This is a genomic window from Vibrio sp. E14 (assembly GCF_020515785.1).
In the GTDB taxonomy this organism is placed as follows: domain Bacteria; phylum Pseudomonadota; class Gammaproteobacteria; order Enterobacterales; family Vibrionaceae; genus Vibrio; species Vibrio diabolicus.
In genome coordinates this window covers 137,369-150,752 of the sequence record NZ_JAHPJI010000001.1, presented here as the reverse complement: position 1 = coordinate 150,752, position 13,384 = coordinate 137,369, and the positions used below count along the sequence as shown (strand labels likewise).

12 protein-coding genes and 1 pseudogene are annotated in these 13,384 nt (G+C 46.5%); 2 read left to right on the top strand and 11 right to left on the bottom strand.

Annotation, left to right across the window (positions count from 1 at the left end; all coding sequences use genetic code 11):
* Window positions 1-12: 12 nt before the first annotated feature.
* The 6 genes and pseudogenes from LIX84_RS00710 to LIX84_RS00685 all read right to left on the bottom strand — a co-directional run bounded on the left by LIX84_RS00710 (window position 13) and on the right by LIX84_RS00685 (window position 4,270).
* Window positions 13-384 carry a VOC family protein gene (locus tag LIX84_RS00710; protein ID WP_005395273.1) on the bottom strand — a complete coding sequence of 124 codons (372 nt, stop codon included), beginning with the start codon at window positions 382-384 and terminating at the stop codon, window positions 13-15.
* 59 nt (window positions 385-443) lie between these two features.
* A pseudogene (locus tag LIX84_RS00705) lies at window positions 444-771 on the bottom strand (LysR family transcriptional regulator); the annotation flags it as partial.
* Window positions 772-906: 135 nt separating this feature from the next.
* Entirely contained in the window at window positions 907-1,878 is a 972-nt protein-coding gene (locus tag LIX84_RS00700) for a leukocidin family pore-forming toxin (RefSeq protein WP_005463923.1), read from the bottom strand.
* A 154-nt stretch (window positions 1,879-2,032) separates the two neighbouring features.
* Complete coding sequence (locus LIX84_RS00695) at window positions 2,033-2,242, bottom strand: hypothetical protein (protein WP_226420356.1); 210 nt, start codon at window positions 2,240-2,242, stop codon at window positions 2,033-2,035.
* A 105-nt stretch (window positions 2,243-2,347) separates the two neighbouring features.
* Window positions 2,348-3,946 carry a chaperonin GroEL gene (groL, locus tag LIX84_RS00690; protein WP_005463958.1) on the bottom strand — a complete coding sequence of 533 codons (1,599 nt, stop codon included), beginning with the start codon at window positions 3,944-3,946 and terminating at the stop codon, window positions 2,348-2,350.
* Window positions 3,947-3,979: 33 nt separating this feature from the next.
* Window positions 3,980-4,270: a co-chaperone GroES gene (locus LIX84_RS00685; protein ID WP_005373989.1), complete on the bottom strand. Its 291-nt coding sequence runs from the start codon at window positions 4,268-4,270 to the stop codon at window positions 3,980-3,982.
* A 269-nt stretch (window positions 4,271-4,539) separates the two neighbouring features.
* On the opposite strand from LIX84_RS00685, the gene LIX84_RS00680 reads away from it, so the two are divergent.
* On the top strand, window positions 4,540-4,890 hold the full coding sequence (locus tag LIX84_RS00680; RefSeq protein WP_226420355.1) for a rhodanese-like domain-containing protein: 351 nt from the start codon (window positions 4,540-4,542) through the stop codon (window positions 4,888-4,890).
* Window positions 4,891-4,986: 96 nt separating this feature from the next.
* Here LIX84_RS00680 and LIX84_RS00675 read toward each other — a convergent pair whose 3' ends face one another.
* From LIX84_RS00675 to LIX84_RS00660, 4 genes are all read right to left on the bottom strand, one after another.
* A complete protein-coding gene (locus tag LIX84_RS00675; RefSeq protein ID WP_005395284.1) occupies window positions 4,987-5,385 on the bottom strand; it encodes a GFA family protein in 399 nt (132 codons plus the stop codon).
* Window positions 5,386-5,665: 280 nt separating this feature from the next.
* Entirely contained in the window at window positions 5,666-5,929 is a 264-nt protein-coding gene (locus tag LIX84_RS00670) for a DUF3012 domain-containing protein (RefSeq protein WP_005395285.1), read from the bottom strand.
* Window positions 5,930-6,121: 192 nt separating this feature from the next.
* Complete coding sequence (gene fni, locus LIX84_RS00665) at window positions 6,122-7,141, bottom strand: type 2 isopentenyl-diphosphate Delta-isomerase (protein ID WP_006741316.1); 1,020 nt, start codon at window positions 7,139-7,141, stop codon at window positions 6,122-6,124.
* Window positions 7,142-7,380: 239 nt separating this feature from the next.
* Complete coding sequence (locus LIX84_RS00660; RefSeq protein WP_226420354.1) at window positions 7,381-9,180, bottom strand: cation:proton antiporter; 1,800 nt, start codon at window positions 9,178-9,180, stop codon at window positions 7,381-7,383.
* 439 nt (window positions 9,181-9,619) lie between these two features.
* On the opposite strand from LIX84_RS00660, the gene LIX84_RS00655 reads away from it, so the two are divergent.
* Window positions 9,620-12,250, top strand: coding sequence for a DUF2339 domain-containing protein (locus LIX84_RS00655; RefSeq protein ID WP_443083695.1), 2,631 nt, complete (start codon window positions 9,620-9,622; stop codon window positions 12,248-12,250).
* 88 nt (window positions 12,251-12,338) lie between these two features.
* On the opposite strand, the gene LIX84_RS00650 is transcribed toward LIX84_RS00655, so the two are convergent.
* Window positions 12,339-13,379 carry a flagellin gene (locus LIX84_RS00650; protein ID WP_226420352.1) on the bottom strand — a complete coding sequence of 347 codons (1,041 nt, stop codon included), beginning with the start codon at window positions 13,377-13,379 and terminating at the stop codon, window positions 12,339-12,341.
* Window positions 13,380-13,384: the final 5 nt, after the last annotated feature.

Here is a 13,384-nt window from a genome sequence, read left to right as displayed (position 1 = left end):
AGAGGACTGGCGTTAGTCAGTATTCATGTTCTGACCGATTCGCCATAAAACGCCACTAGGGTCAAACAAACAACATTCGCGCATACCCCAAGGTTGCTCGACCAGCTCAGTTAAACGCGAACCAAATTCCTCATGGCCCACTTTGGATAAGTGCTGATGCCAGCTTTCTGCGTCTTCTACGAGCAAGTGCATCATGAAGTTGTTGCCGTGTTCTGGCTCATAAAAATTCTGTAAAAGAAACGCGCAGCTGCCTTGAGAGAAGTACGCCACATCACCGAAGTCTGACGCCATATCAAAGCCTATCGCCTCATAAAAACGTTTTGAGAGCGCATAATCTTTCGCTGGAACAAATGATTTGATTTCAACAATATTGAGGTTTTCCATTTCCAATTTCCTAAGCCCTTTTCCATCAAACTGACTGACGTAATCACGCTCTGCGCCTTCTATTCGCCTTGCGTATTTTGCTGCGATGGTAGTGGTACACACTCTACCTTTTGCGTTTGTAACCACGTGATGAATTTATGTTCGAGTTCTGTACGCTTTATCTTGGCTCAATAAAACATAATTGCAACCTGATAGCACAAAACCAAATGGCGCGACCAAATTATCGCGCTTAATATCGTCCATAACAAAAGGATACGATCCCATCGCCGCGCCTAAGCCATCCACCGCGGCTTGTATGCAAAAATAAAAATGCGCAAATGATTGCTGAGTGTTGTCGTTGAAGGTTTCACAACGTGTTGATTGCTGCCAATCCGCCCAAGCATGTGGGGCGGGTTTGGTCATTTTCGGCGCGATGCTGGGCTTAAAGGCTTAATACGTTTGCGGTCAGATTTTGAACACAAAAAATGCGGCTACTGGAGCCGCATTACAATCCACAAACCTTCGGTCTGATAAGTGAAACGTTTATTGAGTGATAACGGTGAGCTTATCCCAATCAATCGTGAAGCGAATTTGCGCCTCAGTGTAGTGGCTCGTTGTGCCTTGATCGTACCAGTTACACGCATTGCGAGAGAAACCTTCGTCAACTTCTTTCATGCCCGCTCGTGCAATCATCTCCGTTTTGGGCTCTTCTCCGCGCTCAAATTCTGGTGTGAACACGTACTGGAATTTCGGTTTGAAGCCGTAGATCAGACGCGGCAAGTTCTCTTCTGGTAATAGGTTTTCGTTTGAACAACCTGTGTAGTGGTAAACACCCGCCCATTTACCGTAGTACTGGTAGTCGTTGGTGTAAATTTGGCTAAGAGAGGTGGTCCACTTAACGCCCATACCGCGTTCCATGGAAGCCTTTGGTTTGGCTGCGGTGACGTAATCCTTACTCGAGTAACGAGACGTATAAGCCACACCGAGATCGGTCGTCAACGAGCCAGAAAAACTTGGTGCCGAGCCCGGTGTTGCAGTCGCGGTTAAGCCAATAGACGGTGCAACCGTGGTTGTCGATACCGAAACATCATTGGCTTCGTTTTGCGGTGAGTAATCCTCACTAAATACAGGCGTGCCACCAGCTTGATAGATGCTGTAATCGAACGCAACTGGGTAGTTTTGAGTAAAACGGTCAACAATCGCTGCATCAAAAGTGTGTTTTACACCCGGCTTACCTGGTACATAACCATTCCCTAGAGTGATCACGCGAGCCGCTTTTTTGTCGTTCTTTGAGTTATGGAATAACTCAACCAGTAACTTCATCTGCACACGGCTACCACGAAACTCGTACGGGAAAAGCTCAGGCTCGCTTTGCATCACGACCTCATAACTTTTCTTTACGTAACCTTCTAGCGCGATGTTATCAATCAAGACACTTTCTACAACCTTGTTATCAGAAGCAGCAGCAGTAGCGGAAATCCCTAACATTAGGGGAAGCAGTATTTTCTTATTCATTATTTTATCACCTTACTTGGGAACAGTCCCAAATCAAGCTAACATATTGAATGTACTGCATCAACGTGAGGGAAACGATTCACATTATCAATAGTTTGACCTACACCCAGAAATGAAAAAAAACAGCCAACTTACGTTGGCTGTTTCGATGCAGTTAATGAATGACCCGAGCGTCCCCTTTAAGTAACTGAGACAGATCGATAGTGAATATCGTCACTGTCGGACGTTTAGGCAGAGCATTTTCGATCGAAAACTCTGGCCCAGCTGAAACGAGGGGGAAGTGAATAGCAGTCGGCCACGTTGACGAAGCTTCATTACCGCCCGGCTCAGATATTGAGAAAGAAAACGCAGGCAAACGGGTCATAACACTTACCTCAAATGACTGATTCGCGGGCTCAAGCGAGCCCGCTTAGGTTTTGCAATGTTATTGTTGTTTTAACGCTTACTTAATCACTAACGATTGGTAACGTTAGATATCAAGTTCTTTGTCTTCAACGTGGTTGGTGATCATCGCTTCAGTGGTGATCATCAAGCCGGCAACAGACGCTGCGAATTGAAGCGCTGAGCGTGTTACTTTCGCAGGGTCCAAGATACCCATTTCGATCATGTTGCCGTATTCACCTGTCGCAGCGTTGTAACCGTAATCGGCATCACCCGCTTTGACAGCATTCGCCACAACTGAAGCTTCGTCACCTGCGTTGGTTGCGATTTGACGAAGAGGCTCTTCCATTGCACGTAGCGCAACTCGGATGCCCACGTTTTGGTCATCGTTGTCGCCTTTTAGATCCGCCAATTCTTTCGCGATCTTAGTTAGAGCAACACCACCACCAGCAACAATACCTTCTTCAACCGCTGCGCGAGTAGCGTGTAGCGCATCGTCCACGCGGTCTTTCTTCTCTTTCATCTCAACTTCGGTTGCAGCGCCGATCTTGATCACCGCTACGCCGCCAGAAAGCTTCGCAACACGTTGTTGAAGCTTGTCTTTATCGTATTGAGAAGTGGTTGTTTCGATTTGTTTTTCAATCGAAGCCACACGATCAGCAATCGCGCTTGCTTCTGCTGCACCACCCACGATGGTTGTTGTGTCTTTGGTGATGGTCACTTTCTTCGCGCTACCTAGTTGCTCTAGCGTTGCTTTTTCGAGTTCTAGGCCGATTTCTTCAGAGATGACCGTACCTGCGGTTAGTACCGCAATGTCTTCCATCATCGCTTTACGGTTGTCACCAAAACCAGGTGCTTTCACCGCAGTCGCACGCACGATGCCGCGCATGTTGTTCACAACCAATGTCGCTAGCGCTTCACCTTCGATGTCTTCAGCAATGATCAATAGCGAGCGAGAAGATTTCGCCACTTCTTCTAGCACTGGCAATAGCTCGCGGATGCTGCTGACTTTTTTGTCCACCAATAGGATGTAAGGGTTGTCTAGCTCTACGCTGCCATTTTCTTGGTTAGTGATGAAGTATGGCGACAAGTAACCGCGGTCGAATTGCATACCTTCAACCACAGACAATTCGTTGTCTAGACCTTGGCCTTCCTCTACCGTAATCACGCCATTGCGACCCACTTTTTCCATCGCTTCTGCAATGATTTCACCGATCGCGCGATCGCTGTTTGCAGAAATGCTACCCACTTGGGTGATGGATTCTTTGTCGCTGCATGGCTTAGACATTTCACGTAGTTTCTCAACCGCCGCTTCAGTAGCTTTGTCGATACCACGTTTTAGGTCCATTGGGTTCATGCCAGAAGCTACCGCTTTAAGACCTTCGTTGATGAAAGATTGCGCCAGTACAGTAGCGGTCGTTGTACCGTCACCCGCTTCATCATTCGCTTTGGACGCCACTTGTTTCACCATTTGTGCGCCCATGTTTTCGAACTTGTCTTTCAGTTCGATTTCTTTCGCTACCGACACACCATCTTTAGTAATGGTTGGCGCGCCGTAAGATTTATCAAGCACAACGTTGCGGCCTTTAGGGCCTAGTGTCACTTTTACTGCGTCCGCCAGTAAGTTCACACCTTTCAGCATTTTTTGACGTGCGTCATTAGCAAATAATACGTCTTTTGCAGCCATAATTATCTCCTCAAAAAACTACTACAAAAATAATTACTCAACGATTGCTAACACATCAGATTCGGACAGAATCAAGTATTCTGCGCCGTCAATTTTCTCGGTTTTCACGCCGTAACCGTCATTGAAAATGATTTGGTCGCCCACTTTGACTTCCATCGCAGCGCGTTCGCCATTTTCAAGGCGTTTACCTAAACCAACAGCAATGACTTTCCCGCGGTTTGATTTTTTCACCGACTGAGAAGTTAAAACGATTCCCCCTTCAGATTTATTTTCCACCTCTTGTCTTTCAACAATTAGCTTGTCATTTAAAGGACGAATTTTCATTTTTAAGTGCCTCCTACTTGGAACCAAAAATAAAAGACAGAATAAACATCAAGATGGATTTGCGAGTCGACCGCTCGCTTTCGATGAGAATAATAAGGTCGAAAAATTGGAGTTCAAGAGGTGGATTTCATAAAAATTTTTTATTGAATTGAATAAAATCTTCTATCGAAATTTTTGACATTCACGACCACTTAAAACCTCTTTATGATGGAAAATGTGTTCAATCAAATCTAGAGTGGTTACATACTCTTAAAAAGGATAATCAAACAATGAAAAAGGTCGTATCTCTGTTTCTTGTAACATTGTGCGTTGGTTTGCTTTCTCCCAATGTAGCAGCTTCTGAACGCGCGGAACAAGGATGGCAGCTGATAGAACAAGGCGCAATAATCGTCGATGTGCGCACGCCGCAAGAGTTCTCTGAGGGGCATGTAGACAATGCGGTCAATTTCCCTCTATCTGAGCTTGATAAACATTTCCAAGACGTCGATAAAGATCAAGCGATCGTATTGTACTGCCGCAGTGGTAACCGCTCTGGTAAAGCGTATCAATATTTGCAATCGCAAGGGTTCACGAATCTGCACAATGCAGGTGGCTTAGAAGAACTGCAAGACGCCAAATAATCATCTCTGTTCTAATTTCAAAAATAAAAGCGTAGAGGGCGTTGTAGACTTATTGCAACGCCCTCTGTTACTAAATAATTCTCTTCCGCTACTACTCTATTTGGGCCCGGCCTCAAACTGAGTCAGGTTATCCGATATCTCAAGCCACGGCGCTTTGGACGCGACAAAAATATGGAAATTTGGCTTGTGGGATGGTGCATCATCCAAGACCCCTAGGCGAATATTGACAATCCCATTGTTCTTTTTCGAATACAGGCTCGACCCGCAATGGCGACAAAAACATAACATGGTATTTTCGCTTTTCTGATAAGTTTGAATATCCTCTTTTCCTTGGATAATGAGCAACTTATCTAGAGCAATACCGCCCGCCGATGAATAGTCAGAGCCAGTAAATTTTCGACATTCCGAGCAATGGCAATTTCCCATGTACTTGAATTCATCTGCCACTTCCAGTTTCACCTTACCACACAGACATGAGCCTTTGAGTACTTCCATTTGAGTCCCTTTTTGTTATGAATCTAATTGAATTAGACGAATACACCGACACCATGCCACTGCAATGCGAAAAATTAAAGGCAGGTAATACAGGTTTTCAAAAATGAAACGAAAATGTAAAACACTCTACTCAGAGGAAAGATAGGTGTGCTCAGAACGTGAAAGCCCAAGCTATTGTCGATACAAAAACACCAAGCAAGACGCTTGGTGTTTTCTTAATATTTTGTCTAACACAGTCATCGCTCTTAATAAAAGACGCCGTGTTGAGAAAGTGTAGTGCTTAGAAAATGCAGTGCTTAGTAAAGCTGGTGGCTTCGTTTGCACTCCAGTCACCTTTTGGCTTATCTTTCAAGTTCTCACACCATTGCTCGCTGCCCACACCATCTTGAAGAACACAGTGCTTCGCAAAGTCTACTGCATTGTCTGCTGTCCATTCTGTTTTTGGCTTATCGCGCATGTCGTTACACCAGCCTTCAGTGCCCACTTCATCACTACAAGCGGTTAAAGCAGAAGCCGCCAACATCAGCATGACTAGTTTTTTCATAAATTTAAGGTTCCAGTTGCAAACAATATTAAAATAAAACTCAATCGCTTCAACAAATGCCCATTCAACGGTCTGAACTAAGCAGTCACTTGTTGAAGTGACTTTTGTATCAACTATAACGAAATTATCAGTCTACGTGTTAAGACACCGAAAAATTATTGAGCCAAGCTGCGTAAATGACACCATAAACACCTATAGGCAGCGCGCTTGCGTTAATGCGCTGATCTTAGAAGACCCCGTGCCAAAACATGATAAACGTAACTCTAACGCCATTTGCTCAAAGTGCTCGACCACCGCTTGAGTGCTTATGGTAGCCGCTTTCAAGACTGCGCCCGCTTGCCCAACGAGATTGGCGCCCAAATGTATGGCTTTCGCCGCTTCAAGTCCGTTGTGCACACCACCTGAGGCGATCAAAGGTAATGTAGGATGCTGTGCTCTTATTTGAGTCAAACATTTTGCCGTTGGGATGCCCCAATCGCGGAAAAGCTCGGCTGCACGCTGCATTTTCGGGTTATCTTGGCAATAGCCTTCAACCGCGCTCCAACTTGTGCCACCCGCGCCCGCTACGTCAATGGCATCCACACCGGCGTCAACCAATCGCTGCGCAACGTGACCACTAATACCAAAACCGACTTCTTTAATAATGATCGGAACATTCACGCGAGATTTAAGCTGCTCGATAGCGTGTAAGACCCCAATCCAATTATGGTCGCCATTTTTCTGAAACGCTTCCTGCATTGGGTTTACGTGTACAAACAACGCATCCGCTTGAATGGATTCAACCGCACGCTGCGCATTATCAAGTTTACCTTTGTCGCGCAATTGAGCGGCTCCAAGGTTGGAATAAAGCGGCACATCTTTGGCTAAATCACGAATGGTTTTGCCTAGACCTGCGTGTTGGCGCTCTTCTAAGCTAATACGCTGCGACCCCACGCCCATCGCAATGCCTAATTCACTGGCAGCTTCAGCCAAACGACAATTGATCACTTCAGCGTCTTTCGCTCCACCTGTCATCGAGCTAATCAAAAACGGCAGCGCCAGTCGGTGGCCAAGAAACTCAGTCGACAGGTCGATCGCCTGAAAGTCACATTCTGGCAGCGCGCAGTGTTCAAACTCGACAGACTCAAAGCCCGCCGTTTTATGCTTCATGCTCATGTCATGATGTAAAACAGCGTCTAGATGTAAATCTTTTCGGTTAGTTTGCGGAGCCATAATGTCACCCTAAAGTAAAACAGTCGCGCAGTATTGCGATCCTTATCAGTAACGTCAATGCGAATTTTCTGAATTCACGAGATTACTTTTCCGAAACCAGTAATGAATCACGACTTACTCTGACATTATAGGAAGAGAAACTCGCCTTCTGTTTTAAACAAGCAGGCGAGTGTTTCACCAAGTTGAAGTAATCAGCGTGCGAGACACCACGATAAAAATGAGCCGCATACTTCTCTAATTTACTTTGCGCTTTCTGACAGAATCAGAGACACAACGGTACTTGTGGTGGTTGGAGCAAACTGCTCAGGGTCATCACAGAATTGAATTTTTCCTTTTTCTTCAACGTGGAACAACGGCACTACCGAGTTCCCTTTGTGATGCGCTAAATAGTCTTGATACGTAAAGTTGTCGCTCAACTTCGTGTGTTTTATCTCTGCACCGCGGCTCAACAAACTGGCCAGCTGGGTATAGCTTACGTTACCGCCCATCAGCAATTTACCGTGGTACTCCTGAGCCACGGAGTGCTTCTCGCTACCATTGCCGTTGGTTTTCACTTTTTGCAAGCAGTGAACTTTATCTTCACCAAACTCGTCGACAAATTGCATGCAAGCCATAATGTTGAAATGCTGGTCAGGCGTTAATGCAACGACTTGTCCCACCCCTATCAGGTTCAAATTGTCATCTGCGTGACTAGAAATCGGATTTCCGTAGTAGTAATCCAGCCCCAACATACGAACTTGACTGATGTACTCCCAGTTAGAATCGGTCATCAATATGCGGCGGTCATAACGTGCCAACGCTTGACCAATTTCTCTGGCTACTCGGTTAGCACCAATCAACAAGAAGCCACGTGGCGCTGGCTCCGCGACGCCCAACATCAATGCGACAGGACGCGCCGTTGCACTTTGTAAAACAACCGTTCCGATGATCACCATGAAGGTCATAGGAACCAGTAAAATCGCTTCATCAATACCGTATTCGGTCAATTTGATCGCGAAAAGAGACGAAATAGAGGCAGCGACAATACCGCGCGGTGCAACCCAAGACAGAAACAGTTTATCTTTAAGTCTCAAGTTACTGCGGATGGTTGAGAGGAAAATCGACAACGGGCGCGACACCAACTGCATAAATACAAACAGCAATAACGCGCCACTACCCAGCGCAGCAAAATCCTCCAAGCTGATGCGTGCAGCAAGGAAAATAAATAGGCCGGTGATCAGCAATATGGTCAAGTGCTCTTTAAAGTGCAGAATTTGTTGAATATTGATGCCCTTTGCGTTGGCAAGCCACATACCCATTACAGTAACCGTGAGTAATCCGGCTTCAGACTCGATATGGTTGGAGACGGAAAATACGCCGAGCACGATCATCAAAACTGCAAATGGCTGCAAGTATTCCGGTAGCCACGCACGGCGCATAATTGTCGCGACTGCTGCGCCAGAGGCTGCACCAAGAATGACGCCCACGGCAATGAGCGTCCCGAACACTTCAACGCTATTTATCGCGCTGTGCGATACGATGAACTCATAAACCATCACAACAAAAAGCGCACCGAGTGGGTCAATCAAGATCCCCTCCCAACGTAAAATATTAGCAAGCGTACTGTTAGGCCTTACCGTCCGAAGAAGTGGCACGATCACCGTCGGACCTGTTACCACGGTTAAGCTGCCGAACAACATGGCGAGCTCCCAAGTAAAACCGAGGAAATAGTGCGTCGCAATACTGGTTGCTGCCCACGAAATGATGGCCCCGATGGAAACGATACTCCAGACTGAGCCACTCACACCGCGAATTTCTTTAAAGTTTAGGGTCAAGCTGCCTTCGAAAAGAATCACCGCAACCGCCAATGAAACCAACGGAAAGAGCAAATTCCCTAAAATCTCATCTGGATTTAACCACTGCATAAATGGCCCGACAATCAACCCAGCTAGTAGCAAAAATAAAATAGCTGGTAAGCGCAATCGCCATGCCAACCACTGACAACCTAAACCAATGACCCCAACCGCTGATAGAACCAGCGCTTCATTACCCACTTGCATTAATCATTACCCGTTTTGTCTTTTTTCGCGTGAATGCGCTATACCCAAATAACCTCGGGCGTGCGGTTCAATAAGAATGACTTGGCATGCAGACTAAACGGCTTACCTTCGACAGCATGCCTCTGAAATGCACATTTTTGAGGTCACTTGGGTATCGCACCAGAATTATGAATATAGTTGAACCCCAATGACTTAACGACTCATTTCTGTTCATCAGGTCTTAAAGTGACACACAAGTATGTCGCTTCGTCGAATTCATCATTACGCATTGAGTTTCATTATGTAGAATGATTCTTAAATAAAGCGCGGAACCTAGCACTATATGAAGCTAAGGCAAAGCGCTTGGACTAAGCTTTAGCGTACGTGCTCAAAGTTAAGAATCGTGTGTCACGCGACGTACGCAAGGAGAAATGGATTGTACGTAATACTAGCACTGTTCATGGCGTTGCTCGCCATCCTCATCGGAGTGAAAGCCGCCAACCGAGCTGCACTTTTAGAAAAAGAGCTAACCAAACTTCGTGAAGAGGTAACATCACTGCGAGTCAGTCTAAATAAGGACTCGAACCAACCAACGCGCCAACAATCCAGTGTTGAAGAGGTAACAAAAGAGGCAAACTCCTCATCCTCTAAGGAGCATGACCCGATTACCGACCGAGCATCTTATCCAAACGCAACACATCAAGCTCAATACCAGACAAGCGAAGTTCAACTGGACGTTTTTAGTCAAGAACAAGAGTCTATATTGCCAAGTAGAGTGCAGAGTCTGTTTAGCAACATTCAAGAAAACTGGTTGGTTTGGGTGGGCGCGCTGGCAATGCTAATTGGTGGGGGGTATCTCGTACAGGTTATTGGTAGTCACATTGAGTTTTCGCCACTTATGCGTGTGTCCTTTGCGTTTGTACTCTCGTTACTTATGGTGCTTGTTGGCGAATGGTTCCACCGCAAAGAACAACAAAATCCTCAACGAGCAACACGAGCCCAAGGCTTTACTTATGTGCCTGCCGCCGTTACCGGAACCGGGCTAACTGGTATTTACTGCACGGTTATCTTTGCGTTTGTTGTTTATCAAATGCTGACGCCTAGTGTCTCGCTGATCATCTTAGCCGCTGCCGCATTTTGCAGCTTGGCTCTATCTTTACAGCAAGGGCCGTTGATGGCGGTGCTTGGTCTGATTGGTGGATATACCGCACCGTTATGGATTGGTGGAAGCGAGCCTAATTACTTCTTATTAGCTGGGTATATCAGCGCGATCTCGGTCGCGGCAACATTGCTAATGCAAAAAGTGCATAGTGCATGGATTTCTCCAAGCATCGCGCTTCCACATGTTGTTTGGATGCTGTTGCTCATTGAAAGCATGACGCTTGAGACACTTTTTTCTTGGCTGGCTATTTATCTCTCAATTACGCTTTATCTTATTTTCGCCGTTCCAAGACTGGGTTGGACACTCAATCCTCGTTATCATCACTGCCAGAATAAGTGGACAAATCCGCCGACCGCTACCTCTATCGCGATTGCGTTATTGACCTTTTCGGCTGTCACCAGAATGCCAGAATTGGACACACTGCAAATGGTGTACTGTTATGCGCTGCTCGTTGCGACAGTATGGCTCCCAGCGGTTCGCACAGGTTGGTCATTGCGCGTATTTTTGCCTTCCATATTGGTCTCTGCGACCGCACTTGTTGTCCTCACTGTCGCGTTTGACGCTTTGTATATGCCAGAACATGGTGCCAGTATCTTACTCGCATTGGCCACCAGTATTGCACTGATCTGCTGTCGAACTTATTGCCAGTCACTCAGTGACCGATCGCAACTCAGCGGCGTACTTCTGTTGGTACTGGCTCCAGCAATAAGTTTGATTACGTTGTTTTATATCGACGAATTTATGCAAGGCTACCTGTGGCACTGGACTGCATTCTGCGCATTGGTGACCGTTTATTACGTTGTACTTGGTCAACGCTTGCATTCGCTAGCATTGGAATGTTCAGCCGTCATGCACGCTTTAATCGTAGGCGTCGCCTTTGTTTGGTTAAGCGATACCTGGTTGACGACAACAATCTCGATACAAGTTGCGGTAATGGCGCTACAGACGCAATCAGGGTTATTTCGCCCCGCAAGTTGGGCGATCAAAGTGGCGATGGGGATACTGGTCATCCGCCTCACACTTTTACCCTTCATCCCTGAATGGCAACCCATAGAAGCAGGACATTGGGCTTGGGTTATTGTGAGTTACCTACCGCCTCTCATCATCCTGCTCTATGCTCGAGCAACGCTAAAGCAAGTGGACCTCGAACTGACCAACTGGTTTGAAAGCGCATTTTTGCATGTATTCTTAATGGCGCTATTCACCCAAACCAACTACTGGTTAACTGGGCAGTACGGCTATTTAGGACACCTTGATTTCACCAGCGCCATCGTTTTTGCTAACCAAGCGTTGGTTATGGGTATGGTGTACAGCTACCGTAGCCAATTTGCACAACGCTTAAGCCGCATCTATGAAGCCTACAGCTACCTGCTTTGGTGTGCCTTCGCATTGCTGATAATTTTGCTTAATACGGCAGAGTCGCCATTGGTGACTGACAACGTCTCAGCACAAGCACTTCCCGTCATTAATATGCTAAGCGTCGGCTGGTTGCTGCCAGCTTGCATCCTACTTATCGCAACCTTTAGAGGCTGGAATACGTTACAGGTTCATCGATTTGCGGTTGCTAGCCTAGGCTTTGCACTTGCTGCTATTTGGTTAGGTATGTCTATCCGTCAATTCTGGCAAACCACATCTATGATGCTGTACCAACCGACCAGCATGGCAGAACTGTTCAGTTATTCAGTAGCAGGTTTGCTCGTGGGTGGATTGCTTACTTGGCGCGGTGTGATACACAGAGGGTTGATGATGCAGCGCGTGGGTCTAGTGGTTTTAGCTTTTGTCGCACTAAAAGTATTCTTATGGGATGTTAGTTCTCTGGATGGGTTCTGGAGAGCAATCAGCTTCTTAGGTTTAGGAGCATCTTTAATCGCGCTTGGGTGGTTATTCCAGAAATTGAATCGCTCGGTGGCAAAAGCACTCGAACCATAAATGAATTAAAGAGAGATTCCCGACAATGCACCGTTCTCGTTATTGGGGGGCGATAGCGATGCAAAGCCGGGAATCATTGGAGTGTTCGTTATTTTAGCAACGCAACAACCGTATGACGACGCACGTTTGCTTGTGCATTCAACGCTTGAAAAGTCGAGGTGAACTCACCGGACTTCTGCACAAAACCATCCAGTTTTGCATTCACATCATCCACAGAAAGCTGCGCGGTTTTATTTTGAATTGAGCGCATTTGAGTATTCAATTCACCATGAAATGCTTTCGCTTCCTGCAAGCTCGTTTGCACTTGTCTTAGATGCTGGTTCACTTTGGCAATCGTCTGTTTCATGCCATCGCGTGATGCCAAATCAAACCCAAGTTCTGCAATACCATCTGGCTCTGACTTTAGATTTAGAACGTTCGGCTGGCCCGCAGGAAAACGGTGCCCTTCGCCCGTGACCATCACTTTCTGCTGCATTTGCTGATAAGCGTTGTCTCTGGCTTCAAATAAAATACTGCCATCGTCAGCTAATGAGGCACGCATCCCTAAAGCAATCAAGCTTCGGTCAAGCATTTTGACAGTTCGAGCACCATCGGCTTGTCCATCGAACTGAATCATTACCGCTTGACCCTGAGGGAAATCCAAACGAATTTGCTCAGCCTTGTCACTTAAGCGATGTACGTTCAAGCCAGGAATAGAAAAGCGACGAATGTCTGCTTTATCTAGCTTTAAATGCAGTTCGTTGTCGAGCACTTTCTGGCCGTCGAAACGAGCATGCTCCACAACGTTCTGAATGGTGGCTTTAGAACGAACCAATGTATCTTGCAAGCCAGGCACATTTTGCACGCCTTGATTCACCGCTTGCGTCAAACCACGTTTAATTTGAGTCAGCTCTTTGCCAATCACCTGCAACGATTTCGATGCGATCTGCACTGCCGTCGCTTGCTGCTGACCCTGGGTCAGTTGAATCCCAGAGACAGAGTAGGCTGACGCAGTGTCAGCCTGAACTTGCACCGGGCGCGGTTTAATTGCAGTACTTGAGTCTGCAGAACGGGTCGGCATGATAGAGGCTTGTTCTTGCCCACCCAAGCGTATGCTATGGGGTCTAACCTCTACTGTACTCATTACCATAAAAG

Coding starts and splice junctions, on each gene's coding strand:
- LIX84_RS00710 (WP_005395273.1), bottom strand. CDS start 384: ATGGAAAACCTCAATATTGTTGAAATCAAATCATTTGTTCCAGCGAAA.
- LIX84_RS00700 (WP_005463923.1), bottom strand. CDS start 1,878: ATGAATAAGAAAATACTGCTTCCCCTAATGTTAGGGATTTCCGCTACT.
- LIX84_RS00695 (WP_226420356.1), bottom strand. CDS start 2,242: ATGACCCGTTTGCCTGCGTTTTCTTTCTCAATATCTGAGCCGGGCGGT.
- groL (WP_005463958.1), bottom strand. CDS start 3,946: ATGGCTGCAAAAGACGTATTATTTGCTAATGACGCACGTCAAAAAATG.
- LIX84_RS00685 (WP_005373989.1), bottom strand. CDS start 4,270: ATGAAAATTCGTCCTTTAAATGACAAGCTAATTGTTGAAAGACAAGAG.
- LIX84_RS00680 (WP_226420355.1), top strand. CDS start 4,540: ATGAAAAAGGTCGTATCTCTGTTTCTTGTAACATTGTGCGTTGGTTTG.
- LIX84_RS00675 (WP_005395284.1), bottom strand. CDS start 5,385: ATGGAAGTACTCAAAGGCTCATGTCTGTGTGGTAAGGTGAAACTGGAA.
- LIX84_RS00670 (WP_005395285.1), bottom strand. CDS start 5,929: ATGAAAAAACTAGTCATGCTGATGTTGGCGGCTTCTGCTTTAACCGCT.
- fni (WP_006741316.1), bottom strand. CDS start 7,141: ATGGCTCCGCAAACTAACCGAAAAGATTTACATCTAGACGCTGTTTTA.
- LIX84_RS00660 (WP_226420354.1), bottom strand. CDS start 9,180: ATGCAAGTGGGTAATGAAGCGCTGGTTCTATCAGCGGTTGGGGTCATT.
- LIX84_RS00655 (WP_443083695.1), top strand. CDS start 9,620: ATGGCGTTGCTCGCCATCCTCATCGGAGTGAAAGCCGCCAACCGAGCT.
- LIX84_RS00650 (WP_226420352.1), bottom strand. CDS start 13,379: ATGGTAATGAGTACAGTAGAGGTTAGACCCCATAGCATACGCTTGGGT.